Source organism: Pseudorhizobium marinum (assembly GCF_000705355.1).
GTDB lineage: Bacteria > Pseudomonadota > Alphaproteobacteria > Rhizobiales > Rhizobiaceae > Neorhizobium > Neorhizobium pelagicum.
On the sequence record NZ_JMQK01000002.1, the window covers coordinates 214,769 to 232,458 of the forward strand.

Consider the following 17,690-nt stretch of genomic DNA (forward strand, 5'->3'; position numbering starts at 1 on the left):
CGCAACAGCAGGGCACAAAATGGGAGTTTTCTGAAAAAGGCAAGGGCAGGCGGAGGAGCAGCTGCTCTCAGGCGGGCGGCAGCAATGTCGTCAGTGCGGCAATGCTGCTGAGGCAGATGTCCGCGTGCGGCTCCAGGCTCTCCCTGGTTCCCGTCCCGGTCAGGACACCGATCTTCAACAGCGCGCCGGCCCCCGCCCCCATCATCATGTCGTGATTGTTGTCGCCGACCATGGCAATGCGGGCCGGGGAAAGGCCTGTCGCCGCACAGAAGCCCAGCACCATCCCCGGCTCCGGCTTCGAGCCGAAACCGCTGTCGTAACCCGCGACAAAATCCACGAATTCGGTGAGCTCGAAACGCGCCATCGTCTGGCGGATCGACAACTCGTTGTCGCTGGAGGCGATGCCGAGCTTCAGGCCCCTGCCCTTCAGGACCGAGAAAAGGGCACCAAGATCCGTCACCGGAACGGCATAGTCGGTTGCCCGCACGAAGAGCGCATCGAGCAGTTCCGTCAGGTCGTCGACCGCCAGCGGAGAGCCGGCGGCGACGAAACCCGCCGCGATCTCTGCGGCATTGCCTGCGGCAAACAGGCTGTCGGCGAGCGTGTGGCCCGACAGGGGATCCATGCCGGCCGCTTTCAGAAGGGGAATTTCGAGATCCGGTCTGCCGGCTGCCGCGATACGGGCCGCCTCCCGGTTCACCGGTCCCCAGCTCTCGTCATAGCGGATAAGGGTGCCATCCTTGTCGAAGAGGATTCCGGCGATCTCACCGAAACGATCGAGGTTCATTGCGCCGCCACGTTGCGGGGCTGGAGCCGGGCGCTGACGGTCAGGGGATTGATGTAGGGTTCCAGGGCCTTCACGGTGGCCGAAAGGGCGCCACGCATCTCCTGCACCGTCTCCTGGCCGGCGTCGATCATCTTCTTGCGCGCAACGTCGTTGCTCAGCAGATAATGCACGGCCTTGGCCAGCATTTCGGTGTCCCGCACGAGGCGGGCGCCGCCCCTGCGCACGAGGTTGGCGTAGGCATCGCGAAAATTGTCGACGCGGCTTCCGGACAGGACGGCACAGCCGACCATGGCCGGCTCGAGCGGGTTCTGCCCTCCCTCGCCGGTCAGCGAACGGCCGACGAAGGCAACCTCCGTCAGGCGCAGATAGAGACCCATCTCGCCCATGCTGTCACCCAAAAGAATGTCGGTCTCCGGGGTGATCGCATCGTTGCGCGACCGCCGCGCCACGACGAGGCCCTGCGCCTTCAGCATCTCCTCGATTCCGTCAGCCCGTTCGGGGTGGCGGGGCACGATGATCGTCAGCTGACCGTTGCGCGCCTTCAGCGCCTTGTGGATCTTGGCCGCTGCCTTCTCTTCGCCTTCGAAGGTCGAAATGGCCGCCCAGGTCCTGCGGCCGCCGATCTCCTGCCGGTAGCGCTCAACGAGGTCTGCATCAAAGGGCGGCGGATCGGTGTCGCCCTTCAGATTGCCTGAGACGAGCACCGGCCAGGCACCGAGGTCGCGGAAGCGTTCGGCATCCAGATCGCTTTGCGCGACCACAAGGGACATCTGACCGAACAGTGTCTCGGCGATGCGGTCGTAGCGCCGCCAGCGATCGAACGAGCGGTCGGATATCCGGGCGTTGACGCGGATCTGCGGGATCTTGCGGCGAGCAAGCTCCATCACGGTCGTCGGCCAGATCTCCGATTCCGCCGTGATGCAGGCGTCCGGCCGCCAGTATTGCAGGAAGCGCTTGATCGGGAACTTCAGATCGATCGGTACGTACTGGTGGATGACCTGGTCGCCAAGCCGCGTGCGCACCAGTTCGGCGGAGGTCACAGTGCCGGTGGTCAAGAGCACGTGGATTTCACGCCGGCAGAACTCGCGCATGAGCGGGATCATCGCCAGCGTTTCGCCCACGCTTGCGGAATGCACCCAGACCAAGGGGCCGCGCGGCCTTGGGGCGCTCGGATAGCCGAACCGCTCGTTGCGGCGGCGCCGATCTTCCTTGCCCTTGTAGGCACGGTAGGCAAGGTAGGGCGAGGCAAGCGGATACAGCACGATGCCGGCAACCCGGTAGCCTGCCAGAGCCACACGCGCCAAGCCCTTGCTCATGCCGTATGCCTTCGATGGGTGGTGGCTGCCTGCAACAAGCTGTATGTCCTCCGCGCAATCATCCGTCACCGGATCATTGCTTTCGAATTGCGTCAAAACCGGGTTTTACAGGACACGGCAACGAGATCGAACCCGTCGTTCGCAGCCGTTTCTATCCGCCAATGATGCTATTCGCCTTTGACATCCGGGTCGAGCAGCTTGTGCATGTGGACAATGAAGTAGCGCATCTGGGCGTTGTCGACCGTCTGCTGAGCCTTGCCGCGCCACGCCGCAAGGGCGCTGGCGTAGTCGGGATAGATCCCGACGACATCGAGGTTCGCGAGGTCCTTGAACTGCACCCCGGCCAGGCTCGAAAGCTCGCCGCCGAACACGAGATGGAGCAATTGCTTCTTTTCGCTTGTTTCCGTCATTCTTTCACCCTTTTGCCGGTCCCCCCGGCAACCCTGATTGCGACACGCAAGCGGAAAGGTCAACCCGTTGGATCGTCCGGCATGAACATCCGCAACTTGTCCAGCGCATGCTCGGCGCCGGCGCGCAACACGCCGTGCTTGACGCTTTCCCTGTTGTAGACGAGGCGGCGCCCCTGCGCGTCGACCAGACGACCGCCGGCACGTTCCAGGATCACGTCCGCCGCTGCGAGATCCCAGTCGTGGGAATTGCGCTTGACGATCGTTCCGTCGATCGTGCCGTCGGCGGTCATGGCCAGCCGATAGGCGAGCGACGGGACGTGGCGCACCCGGCGGACGGAGTTCTTATGTTCCGGCTGGACCAGCTTCAGCACATCTTCGGCAACGGCGAGCTTCAGGGGTTCGACGACCGACGGATGCGACACGGAGATCGGTTTTCCGTTCTTCAGCGCCGGCTCATCCACGGATGCCGTAAACTCCTCGTCGAAGGCCGGCGCCACCAGGACGCCGGCCACCGGCTGCCCGCGATGCACGACGGCAACGGAGACGCACCAGGTCTTCTCGCCCGCGATGAAGGCACGGGTGCCGTCGATCGGATCGACGACGAAAAGCGTGTCGCAGGAGAGCCTTGCCACATCGTCGTCGGTCTCTTCCGACAGCCAGCCATAGCCGGGACGGGCCGCCATCAGCATACCCTGGAGCTTGTCGTTGGCGGCATAATCCGCGGCACTGACGGGGGAGCGCCCCTCGTGCTTCCACCAGACCTCCGGCGACTGGCCGAAATAGCCGAGCGCCACCTTGCCCGCCTCCCTGGCCGCCAGCCGGATCAGCGCCAGATCTTCGCGCCAGCGTTCAGCATCGACATCCATCGGCATCACCGGCCTGCCAGGGTCATGCCCTCGATGGCGATCGTCGGCGAGGCAACCCCGAACTTCCGGTCGATGTCGTTTGCCGGCGTCAGCCGCATGAACATGTCCTTGAGATTGGAGGCGATCGTCACCTCGGAGACCGCATAGGCGAGCTCGCCATTCTCGATCCAGAAGCCGGTTGCGCCACGGCTGTATTCGCCGGTGACCATGTTAACGCCCTGGCCGATGAGCTCGGTCACGTAGAACCCGTTGCCGATGCCGCGGATCAGATCCTCTGGCGAGACATCGCCCGGCTCGAGCGCCAGGTTCGTCGAACTCGGACCGACGGAGGTGCCGCCGCGGGCGCCGCGGCCATTCGTCTCCAGCCCCAGCTCCCGGCCGGTGGACGTGGAGAGGAACCAGTGGTTCAGCACGCCGTCCTCGATCATCACGAGGCGCTTGCCCGACACACCTTCGCCATCGAAGGGACGTGAGGAGGAACCGCGCACGATCATCGGGTCATCGGTGATGCTCAGGCCGGACTTCAGCACCTGCTTGCCCATCTTGTCGCGCAGAAAGCTCGTCTTGCGGGCAACCGACGCGCCGTTGATGGCGCCGGCGATATGCCCGACAAAGCCGCGGGCAAGGCGGGGATCGAACACCACGGTGAGGTCCTTGCCGGTCGGCACCTGGCGCGGATTGACACGCTTCACCACGCGCTCGCCGGCGCGACGGCCGATGTCCTTCGGATCGTCGAGGTCGGCGAAGAAGAGACGGCTGTCGAAGTCGTAGTCGCGCTCCATCTTCGTGCCTTCGCCGGCGATGACGCTGACGGAACGGCCGAAGCGGGTCGCCATGTAGCTGCCGGAAAAGCCGTGGGAGGTGACGAGCACCAGGCCGCCCATGCCCGCCGACGCCCCGGCGCCGGACGAGTTCTTGACGCCGTCCACATCGAGCGCCGCCTGCTCCATGTCGAGCGCGGCATCGCGCAGCGCGTCCGTCGGCACTTCCGTGGCATCGTAGAGATCAAGATCCGGATAGTCGCGCGCCAGGTTCCTCTCGTCGGCGAGGCAGGCGTAGGGATCTTCGGGCGACACCCTGGCCATGGCGACGGCCCGTTCGGCGAGCGTCTTGATGTCGAAGCCCGGGTTCGCCGAGACGCTGGCGACGCGGTTGCCGACGAAGACCCTCAGGGAAAAGTCGTCGCTTTCCGACGCTTCCGTTCCCTCCACCTTGCCGAGGCGGACGCTCACCGACTTCGAGCGGGAGCGGACAACGACGGCGTCCGCCTGATCAGCGCCAGCGGCCTTGGCAAGCTCGATCAGCTGCGTTGCGCGGGTCAGAAGAGTTTCGGAATCAAATTCGGAGGTCATTGTGTACCTTTCGTTGCCGCTCCATTTATTGTGCGGCAAGTAAGGCATCAAGGCTCGTCTTCCGATTCTTCCGCTAACCCTCACTGCGCAAGGTGGTTTTTCATGATGGAATCAGGATCTCTGTTCACGCAGATGCTGCTGCTGCTTGCTGGCGCAGTCATCGCCGCGCCGATTTTCCGCAAGCTCGGGCTCGGCACCGTGCTTGGTTATCTGGCGGCGGGCGTGGTGATCGGCCCCATCCTGCAGCAGATCACCGAAGCCGAAGAGGTGCTGCATGTGGCGGAATTCGGCATCGTCTTCCTGCTCTTCGTCATCGGGCTGGAGCTGAAGCCGTCGCGCCTGTGGCAGATGCGCGGCGACGTCTTCGGACTGGGAACGGCTCAGGTGGTGATTTCGGGTGCGCTGTTGACCGGCTTCACAATGCTGGCCGGCATCGCCGACTGGCGCGGCAGCGTCGTGATCGGCTTTGGCCTGGCGCTGTCCTCCACGGCCTTCGCGCTGCAGATCCTCAGCGATGACGGCGACCTGAACAGCCGCTACGGGCAGCGCTCGTTCTCGATCCTGCTGTTCCAGGACCTGGCGATCGTGCCGCTGCTCGCGCTCGTCAGCATCCTGGCGTCGGGCGCCGGCGAAACGGAGGCTTCTGCGCTGACCAGTGTTGCGATCGCCATCGGCGCCGTCGGGGCGATGATTCTGGCCGGACGCTATCTCCTGACCCCGCTTTTCCAGGTGATCGGTCGCACCGGTGCGCGCGAGGTGATGATCGCCACGGCCTTGCTGATCGTGCTCGGTTCGGCGGCGGCCATGCATGCGGTCGGCCTCTCGATGGCCATGGGCGCCTTCCTGGCCGGCGTGATGCTGGCGGAATCCTCCTACCGGCATGAACTGGAGGCGGATATCGAGCCGTTCCGCGGACTGCTGCTTGCACTGTTCTTCATGGCGGTCGGCCTGTCACTCGAGGTCGCGGTGCTCTGGGAGCAGCTTCCCTTCATTCTCGTTGCGGTGCCGGTGGTGATGGTGACCAAAGGCGTGATCACTTATGCGCTCTGCCGCGTCCTGGGCTCGCCGCGCAACGATGCGCTGCGGATCGCCTTCCTGCTTCCGCAGGGCGGCGAGTTCGGATTCGTGCTGTTCACCACCGCCGTAGCCGTCGGCCTGTTGTCCTCGGAAACGGCATCGCTGCTGATCGCGATCGTCACGATCTCGATGGCGCTGACACCGCTCGGGGCGGCGCTTTCGCGCCGGATGATGACGGTGGAGCACGAGGAACTGGAGGAGGACTACGAAGGCGCCGGTGCGGATGTGCTGATGATCGGCTTCTCGCGCTTCGGGCAGATCTCGGCGCAGATCCTGCTGGCCGGCGGCCGTGAGGTGACGGTGATCGACGATTCGGCCGACCGCATCCGCCAGGCGGCGGCCTTCGGCTTCCGCATCTATTATGGCGACGGCACGCGCAAGGATGTGCTTCTGGCGTCAGGGATCGAGAAGGCGAAGATCGTTGCCGTGCTGACCCAGAAACGGGAGGTCACCGACAGGATCGTCGACCTCATACGCTCCGAATTTCCCAATGTCCGCCTCTTCGTCCGCTCCTATGACCGCATCCACACCATTTCGCTGCGGGCCCGCGGTGTCGACTACGAGCTGCGCGAGACGCTGGAATCCGGGCTGCTGTTCGGCCGCAAGAGCCTGGAAGCGCTCGGCATGAGCACAGCGGAAGCGATGGCGATCGAGGACGATATCCGCAAGCGGGACGAGGAGCGGCTGCTGATCCAGGCGGCCGACGGGTTGATGGCCGGACGGCACATGCTGCACAACCGGCCAGTCAAGCCGGAACCGCTCATCAAGCCGAAGCATGCTCCGGCGTCTGACCAGGACACCCAGGCGGCCGACGAGACGGCGAGCTAGCCTTCGGCGGCGAGGTAGATGGCGTCGACGGCGCGCTTCAGGTCGTCCTTCACGCTGGCGGAATGCTCCAGGATTTCCTCGGCCTTGCGGAAATCCAGCACGCGGTAGCGATTGACGGGCGGACGCAGAAAGATATGCGGCGGTTGCAACCGGAGCTTCATGGCAATGGCCGACTGCATCATCAGCTGGCTGGCGCCGAACATGCTGTCGATGCGGGTGGGCGCCTGGGAATCGTCGCCTTCCGGCGCGCCGACGACGTCGACGCCGATGACGACGTCGGCCAGGTCCATCAGGTGGTCATAGGGAACCGGGTTGAAGACGCCGCCGTCGATCATGATGCGACCGTTGATGCGCACCGGCATGAAAATGCCCGGGAGAGCCGCAGAGGCGGCGATCGCGTTGGCAAGATCGCCGGATTCCAGCACGACCTCGGCCTGGCCGTAGTAATCGGTGGCCATGACCTTCAGGGGGATCTTCAGGGTGTCGAAATCGTCCGGGATGGCTGGCGGCAGCAGCGCCTTCAGCACCAGCTCAAGATTGAACTGGCCGAGCTTGAAGCCTCCCAGCGTATCGCGCATCGATGCCGGACCGAGGCTCCAGAGCTTGTTGGTGAGCGTGCCGCGGGGGCCGATGGTTTCCACCGTATAGTCATGGATCTCGCGGCCCGACATTCCGGCTGCCATTCCCGCGCCCATGATGGCCCCGATCGAGGAGCCGGCGATCGCCACCGGACGGATCCCGAGTTCATCGAGCGCCTCGATAACGCAGATATGCGAAATCCCGCGCGCGCCGCCGCCACCGAAGGCGACGGCAAAGGTCAGGTCACTCTTGCCTCTGATCAGATCGGCATCCGGAAGGGCAAGCCTCGTGTTCATCCGCGTGCCCCGTTCAATCCGGCTGATAGCGCAGGAAATGCATGCGCGTGTCGCCGAAGACGCGCTGCTCCAGAAGCTTGAAGACCGGATCGGCCTTCGGCATCACGTCGGCGCGCTCCTCGAGGATGACCAGGGCTCCCGGCTCCAGCCAGCGGCCGGCATGCGCCGCAAGCAGGGCGGCCTCACCGAGGCCGGCGCCATAGGGCGGATCGGCAAAGAGCAGCTGAAACGGCTCGATGGTTCCGACCGGGCCAAGCCTGGTGGCATCGCGCCGCAGGATGCGGGCGCGGCCATGCAGCCCGAGCGCGTCGATGTTCTCCCAGAGCAGTCCCCTGCCCTCGATGCTGTTCTCCACGAAGAGGGCCGACTTGCATCCGCGCGACAGCGCCTCGATGCCGACGGCACCGGTGCCGGCGAAGAGATCGATCACCCGCGTCTGCTGCAAGGCCTCGGGATAGACGTGGCCGATGATGTTGAACAGGCTTTCGCGCGTCCGGTCGATGGTCGGCCGGATATCGTTCGATTTCGGGGCGGCCAGAGTGCGGCCGCGGAATTCACCTCCGACAATGCGCATGGCGGCTTATCCCCGAGGTGTGCGGGGCTTGCCCCCAGGTGGACGCCCCCCTGGGGGACGGCCTCCCGGCTTGCCACCACCGCCGCTCGGCTTGCCGCGGCTGCCAGCAGGCCTGCCACCGGCAGGCTTGCCGCCGAAGGGTTTGCTGCCGCCGGGCTTGCCGCCGAAGGGCTTGCCGCGCGGCTTGTCGCCAAAGGGCCGGTCCCCGGCAGGCCGTTCGCCACGCGGCCTGTCGCTCCTGGGCGCGTCATTGCGCGGCCTGTCGTTTCTCGGCCTATCGCTCGGGGCACCCTCGCTGCGCGGTCCATCGCTTCTCGGCGCATCGCTGCGAGGCCTTGCGCTGCGCGGGCGATCGCCGTCGGGACGAGCGCCGCGCTCGCCGCGTGGCTTGTCGGAGAAGGGGCGCTCGGCGCGAGGCGGACGGTCGCCGTATGGACGGTCGCTGCGGGGACGCTCGGATCTGGCGTCACCCGAAAACGACTTGGCGCGGGGGCGATCGCCCTCCTCGCGAGGCTTGCGGTCGCCGCGTGGCCGGTCGCCAAAGCCGCGGTCACCAGCAGCGTCGCTTCTCGGACGCCCGCCTGCTGGACGGCCACCTGTCGGACGGTCGCTCCTGGGGCGGTCCCCCTGAGGACGATCGCCTCTAGGCCGGTCGCCTTGGGGACGATCCCCTCTCGGACGGTCGCCGCCGCGGTCGGGCCGGTCGCCGAAGGAGCGCTTGCCGCCCTCTTCGCGCGCTGGCGCGTCTTCGCCACGGATCCAGTCCCTGTCCTCGGCAACACGATTGACCACGATCGGCCGATCGTTCTGCGGCTTGGGCTTTTCGAACAGTCGTTCGGCGTCTGCACGCGCAGAGGTTCGCTTGCCCTTAGCGTCGGTGGTCGGGCGTGCGCCCGGGGCCATCCAGACGTTGGCGGTGCGGGTGGTGCCCATTGGCGGACGCTTCTTCGGCTTTTCCTCGTCGAAGCTGCGCTCGTCGCGCGCCCCGCCACGGGCCGGCTTGCCGGCAAAGCCACGATCGTCGCGTCGGGTATCGGGTCGGCCTGGCGCCTTGTCGCGCCTTGGCTCTTCGCGCCGAGCGTCCGGACGGCGGGCGTCGGGACGCACGTCTCTGCCACGCGCTTCCTGCGGTCGGGCTTCCTTGGACCAGCCGCCCTTTTCACGCTTCTCCGGCTTGTCGGCGTGATCGGCAGAGGCCTCCTCGCTGCCGGTCTCATTGTAGATCGGCGCGTCGAAATTGGCCTTGGAATCCTCGATCAGGCGTGGACCGAGCTGGTCGCGGAGCGTGCGGCCGCGCACTTCCACCACCTGGCCTTCGGGAAGATCGCCGAGCTGGAACGGACCATAGGAAATACGGATGAGGCGGTTCACCTCGAGGCCAAGCGCGCCCATGACGTTCTTGATCTCGCGGTTCTTGCCTTCCCGCAGGCCCATGGTGATCCAGACGTTGTGGCCCTGCTGCCGGTCCAGCGTCGCCTCGATCGCGCCGTAGAGGACGCCGTCGACGGCGATGCCTTCCTTCAGCTTGTCGAGATCGCCCTGCTCGATCTCGCCATAGGCGCGCACGCGGTAGCGGCGCAGCCAGCCCGTGGTCGGCAGTTCCAGAACGCGGGAGAGGCCGCCGTCGTTGGTGAGAAGCAGCAGGCCCTCGGTGTTGATATCGAGACGGCCGATCGACAGGACGCGCGGCAGGCCTTCCGGCAGATTGTCGAAGACGGTGGCGCGGCCTTCCGGATCGGAGTTGGTCGTCACCAGGCCGGACGGCTTGTGGTAGAGCCACAGGCGCGTGCGCTCGATGCCGCGGATCGGGTGGCCGTCGACCTCGATGCGGTCGTCGAGCGTGGCGTTGACCACCGGCGTTTCCAGCACCTGACCGTTCAGCCGCACGCGGCCTTCCATGATCATGCGCTCGATATCGCGGCGCGAGGCAACGCCTGCGCGGGCAAGGATCTTGGAGATGCGTTCCGGCTTTGCCGAGCTGTCCGTTGTCGAGGAGGCTGCGCGCGCCGGGGCTGCCTTCATCGGCTTGGCGGGCTTTTCCGCAGCGGAGGCGTCGCCTGCGCCTTTCCTCGGCTTCACGCCGCCCTTCGCCGAAAAGCCGGACGGGGCTTCGGCTCGGGGTTTTGTTTCGCGTACGAAGGGCTTGGCTCCGCCGCGCTTCGGCTTGTCTTTGGGTGTCATTTGTTGTTTGCCTGAAGCGAGATGTCGAACGGAAAAGATCCGGACATTCATATTGGTTGAAGTGCGTCTTAAGGCTTCCCCGTGATCGGGGAGCGCAGATTTGTCCGCTTCCTACCAGTTCACGGGACCCGGGTTAAGAGGGAATCGCCGAAAATGGCTAAGAGCGACGGTTTCATGGCGGAGGCATTGCGGGAGGCACGAAGCGCCGCCGAGCGCGGGGAGATCCCGGTCGGCGCCGTTCTCGTGGTCGATGGCGCCGTGATTGCCCGCTCCGGCAACCGGACCCGTGCCGACAACGACGTGACGGCCCATGCGGAGATCGCCGTGATCCGCGAGGGCGCGAGACTTCTCGGGCAGGAGCGGCTGAGCGGGGCCGATCTCTACGTCACGCTCGAGCCCTGCACCATGTGTGCGGGCGCGATCTCCTTTGCCCGCATCCGCAGGCTCTACTACGGGGCGGAGGACCCCAAGGGCGGCGCCGTGGACAACGGCGTGCGCTTCTTTCACCAGCCGACCTGTCATCACGTGCCGGAGGTCTACTCGGGACTGGCTGAAACGGAGGCGGCCAGACTGCTGACCGACTTCTTCCGACCGCGACGACCGACCTAGAGGGCAGTCAGCCTACTGGAAGGGCTTCCACCAGCTCGATGTCTGCTTGCCGGACTGGGCTTCCTTCTTGCGCCGGCGTTCCTTCTGGACCTCGGGCTCGCCCAGGTCGTTCAGAACGGCGGTATCGACGGCGCGGTATTCTGTCGGCGGATCGGTGAGCGAGCGGCGCCCTGCCGTCACGTCAACCGTTTCCTGGGCCTGCTTGGCCTGGCGGAACGCTTCCCACTTTTCCGATTCCGTCATCTGGCCAGCCTGGCCACGGCCGGCGAGCAAGGGCGAACGGTAGCGGGGATTGTTTTCGTTGTCGGTGGCTTCCTGGCGCAGGCGTGCGCGCGTTTCCTCAGGCGATTCCACCCAGCCGGGGTTGTTTTCGCGGTTGGCCAGCGAGGTCTGCGGCGGCGGCAGGGATCCGTCCTGGCCCGCGACCACGAGCTTGGGGCGCGGGTTGTACGCGACCTTGGGCTTGTCGTCATTGCCCCCCAGCGATATGGCCGAGGTCAGATCGTCACCCAACTGTTCCATGGCCGGCGTGCCGGTCCCATAGGTCGGGCTGCCCATGCAGCCAGAGAGCATTGCCACTCCGGCCATCATGCCGGCCACGCTCAAAGCGGCGCGATACCCATGCGTCGTCTTCATAAAAGCCCTTCCCGCAGCACCGCACTTCGGCGCCTTCAGATTCCCGCTCGATCAAGGCCTGACGGAACAATCCGGCCAATTTCGGGCAGATGTACCGGATGACGCGCCAAAGCGCAATCATCCGGCCCGATGCGGGGCGTCAGCCGAGACGGCCGAGCGCCGCCAGTTCCTTCAGCGCTGCCGCGTCCCGTGCGGAGACATCCGGATAGTCCGGATCGGATCCGACATCGCTGGTGATCTTCCAGGAGCGGGCGCATTTGGTGCCCTCGGCAAGCTTCGGTTCGACGGCAACCTTCGTGCCATCGTCGAGGCGGAAGGCATCGGCCGGACCTTCGTCCCCCACCACCGAGATATCGGAGGTGATGCAGATCTCGGCCAAATCGAGGCCATCGAGGGCCGCCAGCAGCTCCGGATCGGCGACATGGACGACGGGGGCGGCTTCCAGCGAGGAGCCGATGCGCTTCTCCTTGCGCTCCACTTCCAGCGCGCCGGTGACGGCACGGCGGACGGTGCGAACCTTCCTCCACTTTTCGGCAACCGCGTCGTTGGACCAGTCCGCCGGGATTTCCGGGAACTGCTCCAGGTGGACGGAGACGGCGTTCGGATCACGCGAGAGCCAGGCCTCTTCCGTGGTGAAGGGCATCATCGGGGCAAACCACAGGACCAGGCAGTCGAAGAGCTTGCGGATGACGTAGAGAGCCGAGCGGCGCTTCAGGCTGGATGGCGCGTCGCAGTAGAGCGCATCCTTGCGGATGTCGAAGTAGAAGGCCGACAGCTCGACATTGGCGAAATCCGACAGGGAGCGGACGATGCGCTTGAAGTCGAATTCGTCGTAGCCCTTGCGCACCAACTGATCGAGCTCGGAGAGCCGGTGCAGCATCAGACGTTCGAGTTCCGGCAGATCGGCATAGGCAATCTCGTCGCCGTGGTCGTGAGTGAGCGTGCCGAGCATCCAGCGGACGGTGTTGCGGATCTTGCGGTAGCTGTCGATGTTGGTCTGGATGATCGTCTTGCCGAGACGCTGATCTTCCCAATAGTCGGTGTTCATCACCCAGAGGCGCAGGATATCGGCGCCGGACTGGTTCATGACGTCCTGCGGGAAGACCTGATTGCCGAGCGACTTCGACATCTTGCGGCCGTCCTCGGCCATGGTGAAGCCATGGGTGACGACCGCATTGTAGGGCGCGCGGCCACGGGTGGCGCAGCTTTCCAGCAGCGACGAGTGGAACCAGCCGCGGTGCTGGTCGGAGCCTTCGAGATAGACGTCGGCCGGCCATTTCAGGTCCGGACGGTCTTCCAGCGTGAAGGTGTGGGTGGAGCCCGAGTCGAACCAGACGTCGAGGATGTCGGTGACCATCTGCCACTTTTCGCCGTCATGCCCGTTGCCGAGGAAGCGGTCCTTGGCGCCTTCGGCGAACCAGGCATCGGCACCTTCGGCCTCGAAGGCCTCCAGGATGCGGGCGTTGACGGCATCGTCCTGCAGCACATTGCCGTCCACATCGGCGAAGACGCAGATCGGCACGCCCCAGGCGCGCTGGCGCGACAGCACCCAGTCCGGGCGCTGCTCGATCATGGCGCGCAGACGGTTCTGACCGCCGGCGGGGACGAAGCGGGTCTGGTCGATGGCCGACAGCGCGCGGGTGCGCAGCGTCGTGCCGTCGCCGAGCTCCTTGTCCATGTAGACGAACCATTGCGGCGTGTTGCGGAAGATGACCGGCTTCTTGGAGCGCCAGGAATGCGGGTATTCGTGCTTGATGCGGCCGCGGGCAAACAGGTTGTTGGCCTTGATCAGGGCGTCCATGACGCGCTTGTTGGCGTCGCCCTTCTTGCCGTTGTCGTCGAGCACGCGCGCGGCGCCGCCCTCTGCGGAGGGGCCGAAACCGGGGGCGTCTTCGGTGTAGAAGCCGGCATCGTCGACCGGGAACGGGATCTTCGTGTCGATACCCAAAGCTTCCAGCGCGCGGGCATTGTCGGTCCAGGCCTCGAAGTCCTCACGCCCGTGGGACGGTGCGGTGTGAACGAAGCCGGTTCCGGCGTCGTCGGTAACGTGATCGCCGCTGAGGAGAGGAACCGGAAACTCATAGCCGCCCCCTACTTGCCGCAGCGGGTGCATACATAGAAGCTTTGCGAGTTCATCGGCTGCGACATCGCGGAGCTTCTTGTATTCGACCTTAGCCTTCTTGAAGGAATCTTCTGCCAGTTTCTCAGCGAAAATCAACTTCTCGCCAGGGCGTGGGCCGAAGTCGTTTTCAGCGGCCGTAACCTCATAAAGTGCGTACTGGACCCGAGGGGAATAGGCGATGGCCCGATTGCCGGGAATGGTCCAGGGTGTGGTGGTCCAGATCACCACAAAAGAACCCTGAAGGTCGCCCAGGATGCCCCCTTCAGCATTCTGCGCGATGACGGCCTGACGAAAGGCCTCGCCCTTTTCAAGAGCAACGCCTGGCTCAACCACCCGCACCACCGGGAACTTCACCCAGATCGTGTCGCTCTCGACCTCGGCATATTCCACTTCCGCTTCGGCCAGCGCCGTGCGCTCGACGACAGACCACATGATCGGCTTGGAGCCGCGGTAGAGCTGGCCGGACTTGGCGATCTTCAGGAGCTCGCCGGCGATGCGGGCTTCGGCGTGGAAGGCCATGGTCGTATAGGGGTTGTCGAAATCGCCCTCGATGCCGAGACGGCGGAATTCGTCCGACTGGATGTCGATCCAGCCCTGCGCGAATTCGCGGCATTCGCGGCGGAATTCGTTGACCGGGACCTCGTTCTTGTCCTTGCCCTTCTCGCGGTATTTTTCCTCGATCTTCCATTCGATCGGCAGGCCGTGGCAATCCCAGCCGGGCACGTAGTTCGAGTCATAGCCGCGCATCTGGAAGGAACGGGTGATGACGTCCTTCAGCACCTTGTTCAGCGCATGGCCGATGTGGATGTTGCCGTTGGCATAGGGCGGGCCGTCGTGGAGGACGAATTTCTCGCGGCCGGCGGCGGAGGCGCGCAGCTTCTTGTAGAGACCCATCTCCTTCCACTTCGCCGCCATTTCCGGCTCCTTCTGCGGCAGTCCGGCACGCATCGGGAATTCGGTTTCGGGCAAATAGAGGGTCTTGGAGTAGTCGAGCTTGTCTGCGGTATCGGTCATGGATCAACCATCGGATAGGGCGACCGGCGTGGTCGCGAAAACTTCTGTCATGGAGTGGCGGCAAACGCGCAAGGGGTGCATCCCAGCGCCAAAAACCCGGACCTTCCCGCGGCTGTTCAAGCTGCCGGGAGGGCCGGGCCGATAATTCGAATGATCCGGGCCACCGAAGAATAGGTCATTGTGCCGCGTTCTTTAGGGGGTTTTTGCCGCAAAAGAAAGAGGCTCGCGGCAGGTGAGCGGGTCGCCTCTATTCGCTTTCTGCAGCCACGACAGCACGCAGCGCGTCATTGATGCGGTCCTGCCAGCCGGCGCCATCCTTCTGGAAATGTTCCAGCACGGCGCTGTCCAGCTTGATCGAGACGAGCTCCTTGACCTCCGGCAGCGCGCGACGTTCCTGTGCGGGAGCCGCAGACTTCTTCATCGGCTTGAACAGTGCCTCCGCGGCTTCCATCGGATTTACGGGGCGGCGCGGTGGGCTTGCCATCTGAGGTGTCTTTCCTGTTGGTGTCGACGTTCGACTGCGGGAGACTAGGCGCCATAACGACGGGAGCGTCAAGGCAAAGCGGTGAGGCCGGCGGATTGCCCGAACCCGGCTCGCCGCCGCCGTCAGAATGCGATCTTTGCATCCAGTTCGCCGAGCGGCCGGACGCCGGCGAGGAGCGCCCTCGCCTCCTCCTCGTCGCGCTTCATCTGTTCGACCAGCGGATCGAGACCGTCGAACTTCAGCTCGTCGCGCAGATAGCCGAAGAAGGAGACCGAGCAGGTCTGGCCGTAGAGGTCGCCGGAAAAATCGAACACATAGGTTTCCAGGAGCGGCGCGCCGTTCTCGGTCACCGTCGGGCGGCGACCGTAGCTGGCGACGCCGTCGCGGATCGTGCCGTCCTCGCTGCGCAGGCGAACGGCATAAATGCCGGCCTTCAGCTCCGTTTCCGGTGGCAGCGCCATGTTGGCGGTCGGGTAGCCCAGCGTTCGGCCAAGCTTTTCGCCGCCGATGACCTGCGCCTCGACCGTGTGGCGATAGCCGAGAAGACCGGCGGCAGCGACAACGTCGCCTTCGGCCAGTAGCGTCCGGATGCGGCTCGAGGAGATGACGTCGGCGTTCTCGTCACGGAAGGCGTCGACGAGGCTGACCGTGAAGCCGTGGCGCTCGCCTGCCGCCATCAGATAGGCGGGCCCGCCCTCGCGGCCCTTGCCGAAGTGGAAGTCGAAGCCGGTGACGACGGCATCCGCATGCAGCCAGTCGACCAGCACCGACTGCACGAACTCTTCCGCCGAACGGTTGGAGAACTCGCGATCGAAGGGGTATTCGATGACGCAGCGAAAGCCGATCGCCTCCAGGAGACGGGCCTTCAGTGGCGCCGGCGTCAGACGGGAGACCGGCCGTTCCGGCTGGAAGACGGTGCGCGGATGCGGCTCGAAGGTCAGCACCAGCGCCGGAACGTTGCGGCTCTCGGCAAGCGACAGCGCGCGTTCTAGGACGCTGCGATGGCCGCGATGGACGCCGTCGAAGTTACCGATGGCGACGACGCCGCCCTTCAGCGTCTCGGGCAGCGGTTCCCTGTTCTCGTTGCGGTGAAACACGGTCATGGCGGGATCCTAGGCGAGCCGCGGCATCCACCATCCGGGGGCAGCACCTTCGTTCTTCAGCCAGGCGTTCATGATCGCTTCGTCGATCTGGCCATTCACCGTGTACTCGTGCACGTGAATGCCGGCGCTGATGTAGAGGAGATCGAGGCCCTGCGAGATGGCGCCGCGCACGTCTGTCGGCATGCCGTCGCCGATGGCGATGACGCGGTCTCGCGCAAAGTCGCCGCGGGTTTCCTTGGCCGCTTCCAGTGCCGCCTCGTAGATCGGGCGGTGCGGCTTGCCGGCGATGCGGGTGGCGCCGCCCAGCTGCTCGTAATAGGCGGCAACGGCGCCGGCGCAGGGGATGATGCGGTGGCCGCGCTCGACGACGAGGTCGGGATTGGCGCAGATGAAGGGCACATCGCGCGCCTGAAAGGCCGACAGCATGTCGTGGTAATCTTCAGGGACTTCCTTCTCGTCATCGAAGAAGCCGGTGCAGACGATGGCATCCGCCTCGTCCTTTCCGACAACCTGGACGTCGAGACCGTCGAAGAGCGGCATGTCGCGCTCGGGGCCGAGCAGGAATATCTTCTTGGGGCCTTCGGCAATCAGGTGCCGCGTGACATCGCCGGAGGTGACGATGCGGTCATAGGCCTCGTCGGGCACGCCGAGGATGCGAAGCTGGTCGATGACGCCCGGTGAAGGCCGTGGGGAATTGGTGATCAGCACCACCGTCACGCCGGCCTTGCGTGCATCCGCAAGCGCCGTGCAGGCACCGGAAAAGGCATCGATGCCGTTGTGGAGCACGCCCCAGACATCGGAGAGGACGACATCGTAGTTGCCGGTGATTTCGCTGAGATTGCTGATGCGCTTGGCCATGCGTGCTTCCGAACTCATATCTGGGACAGGCGCTGACATGGCAAAGCTTATCCGCGATGGCAAGGAAATTCCCTGCCGGCAGGGTGCCGCCGCCCCCACGGCCATCTCGCCGATCGATGGGATTCCGGAAGACCGTTCTTGACTCCGCCTCGGGTCGAGCATATCTCAGCGCCGTTGGCACTCACTTATCGAGAGTGCTAACACCCTACACGGGTCCTTAGATCCGTCCATGTCATTTGATCGAGGGATTAGACAATGGCAAGCACCAATTTTCGTCCGCTTCACGACCGCGTCGTCGTTCGTCGCGTTGAGTCTGAAGCCAAGACCAAGGGTGGCATCATCATTCCGGACACCGCCAAGGAAAAGCCGCAGGAAGGCGAAATCGTCGCTGTCGGCACCGGCGTCCGTGACGACAAGGGCAACATCGTTGCTCTCGACGTCAAGGCAGGCGACCGCGTTCTGTTCGGCAAGTGGTCCGGCACGGAAGTCAAGCTCGACGGCGAAGACCTTCTCATCATGAAGGAAGCCGACATCATGGGCATCATCGGCTGAACAGCCGTCTTGTCCATATCCATCCGCTGACACCCCTATTCAGGAG

The 17,690-nt window shown here is 64.9% G+C and carries 16 protein-coding genes; 3 read left to right on the forward strand and 13 right to left on the reverse strand.

From position 1 onward, the window contains the following. Positions 1-67 precede the first annotated feature (67 nt). The 5 genes from EO99_RS0103195 to EO99_RS0103215 form a co-directional block, all read right to left on the reverse strand. Positions 68-787, reverse strand: coding sequence for an HAD family hydrolase (locus EO99_RS0103195; protein ID WP_029617204.1), 720 nt, complete (start codon positions 785-787; stop codon positions 68-70). Continuing rightward, positions 784-2,103 (reverse strand): lipid IV(A) 3-deoxy-D-manno-octulosonic acid transferase, encoded by a 1,320-nt coding sequence (waaA, locus tag EO99_RS0103200; RefSeq protein WP_029617205.1) that lies wholly within the window; start codon positions 2,101-2,103, stop codon positions 784-786. The genes EO99_RS0103195 and waaA overlap by 4 nt, the downstream gene beginning before the upstream one ends. A 167-nt stretch (positions 2,104-2,270) precedes the next feature. Beyond that, complete coding sequence (locus EO99_RS0103205) at positions 2,271-2,513, reverse strand: DUF4170 domain-containing protein (RefSeq protein ID WP_029617206.1); 243 nt, start codon at positions 2,511-2,513, stop codon at positions 2,271-2,273. Positions 2,514-2,572: 59 nt separating this feature from the next. Beyond that, the gene (locus EO99_RS0103210; RefSeq protein WP_029617207.1) at positions 2,573-3,379 is read right to left on the reverse strand and encodes a 3'(2'),5'-bisphosphate nucleotidase CysQ; all 807 of its coding nucleotides are present in this window, start codon (positions 3,377-3,379) and stop codon (positions 2,573-2,575) included. A 5-nt stretch (positions 3,380-3,384) separates the two neighbouring features. After that, positions 3,385-4,731, reverse strand: a complete 1,347-nt coding sequence (locus EO99_RS0103215) for a TldD/PmbA family protein (protein WP_029617208.1) — start codon at positions 4,729-4,731, stop codon at positions 3,385-3,387. A gap of 102 nt (positions 4,732-4,833) precedes the next feature. Between EO99_RS0103215 and EO99_RS0103220 the strand changes: the two genes are divergently transcribed. Next, the gene (locus tag EO99_RS0103220; RefSeq protein ID WP_029617209.1) at positions 4,834-6,636 is read left to right on the forward strand and encodes a monovalent cation:proton antiporter-2 (CPA2) family protein; all 1,803 of its coding nucleotides are present in this window, start codon (positions 4,834-4,836) and stop codon (positions 6,634-6,636) included. Here the strand turns inward: EO99_RS0103220 and EO99_RS0103225 are convergent. From EO99_RS0103225 to EO99_RS0103235, 3 genes are read right to left on the reverse strand one after another with little or no spacing between them, the layout of a single operon-like run. Then, a complete protein-coding gene (locus EO99_RS0103225; protein ID WP_029617210.1) occupies positions 6,633-7,511 on the reverse strand; it encodes a patatin-like phospholipase family protein in 879 nt (292 codons plus the stop codon). The two genes, EO99_RS0103220 and EO99_RS0103225, sit on opposite strands and share 4 nt — an antisense overlap. Before the next feature lie 13 nt (positions 7,512-7,524). Next, the gene (rsmD, locus tag EO99_RS0103230; protein ID WP_029617211.1) at positions 7,525-8,085 is read right to left on the reverse strand and encodes a 16S rRNA (guanine(966)-N(2))-methyltransferase RsmD; all 561 of its coding nucleotides are present in this window, start codon (positions 8,083-8,085) and stop codon (positions 7,525-7,527) included. A gap of 6 nt (positions 8,086-8,091) precedes the next feature. Further along, positions 8,092-10,266 carry a pseudouridine synthase gene (locus tag EO99_RS0103235; protein WP_029617212.1) on the reverse strand — a complete coding sequence of 725 codons (2,175 nt, stop codon included), beginning with the start codon at positions 10,264-10,266 and terminating at the stop codon, positions 8,092-8,094. Between the two features lie 153 nt (positions 10,267-10,419). On the opposite strand from EO99_RS0103235, the gene EO99_RS0103240 reads away from it, so the two are divergent. Continuing rightward, the gene (locus EO99_RS0103240; RefSeq protein WP_029617213.1) at positions 10,420-10,875 is read left to right on the forward strand and encodes a nucleoside deaminase; all 456 of its coding nucleotides are present in this window, start codon (positions 10,420-10,422) and stop codon (positions 10,873-10,875) included. 12 nt (positions 10,876-10,887) lie between these two features. On the opposite strand, the gene EO99_RS0103245 is transcribed toward EO99_RS0103240, so the two are convergent. The 5 genes from EO99_RS0103245 to EO99_RS0103265 all read right to left on the reverse strand — a co-directional run bounded on the left by EO99_RS0103245 (position 10,888) and on the right by EO99_RS0103265 (position 17,092). Beyond that, entirely contained in the window at positions 10,888-11,511 is a 624-nt protein-coding gene (locus tag EO99_RS0103245; RefSeq protein ID WP_029617214.1) for a hypothetical protein, read from the reverse strand. Between the two features lie 139 nt (positions 11,512-11,650). Next, complete coding sequence (gene ileS, locus EO99_RS0103250) at positions 11,651-14,647, reverse strand: isoleucine--tRNA ligase (RefSeq protein ID WP_029617215.1); 2,997 nt, start codon at positions 14,645-14,647, stop codon at positions 11,651-11,653. Positions 14,648-14,894: 247 nt separating this feature from the next. Continuing rightward, complete coding sequence (locus tag EO99_RS0103255) at positions 14,895-15,131, reverse strand: BrnA antitoxin family protein (protein WP_029617216.1); 237 nt, start codon at positions 15,129-15,131, stop codon at positions 14,895-14,897. 122 nt (positions 15,132-15,253) lie between these two features. Further along, entirely contained in the window at positions 15,254-16,234 is a 981-nt protein-coding gene (locus EO99_RS0103260; protein ID WP_029617217.1) for a bifunctional riboflavin kinase/FAD synthetase, read from the reverse strand. Positions 16,235-16,243: 9 nt separating this feature from the next. Further along, positions 16,244-17,092 (reverse strand): TIGR01459 family HAD-type hydrolase, encoded by an 849-nt coding sequence (locus EO99_RS0103265; protein WP_029617218.1) that lies wholly within the window; start codon positions 17,090-17,092, stop codon positions 16,244-16,246. Positions 17,093-17,347: 255 nt separating this feature from the next. On the opposite strand from EO99_RS0103265, the gene groES reads away from it, so the two are divergent. After that, entirely contained in the window at positions 17,348-17,644 is a 297-nt protein-coding gene (groES, locus tag EO99_RS0103275; RefSeq protein ID WP_029617219.1) for a co-chaperone GroES, read from the forward strand. Positions 17,645-17,690: the final 46 nt, after the last annotated feature.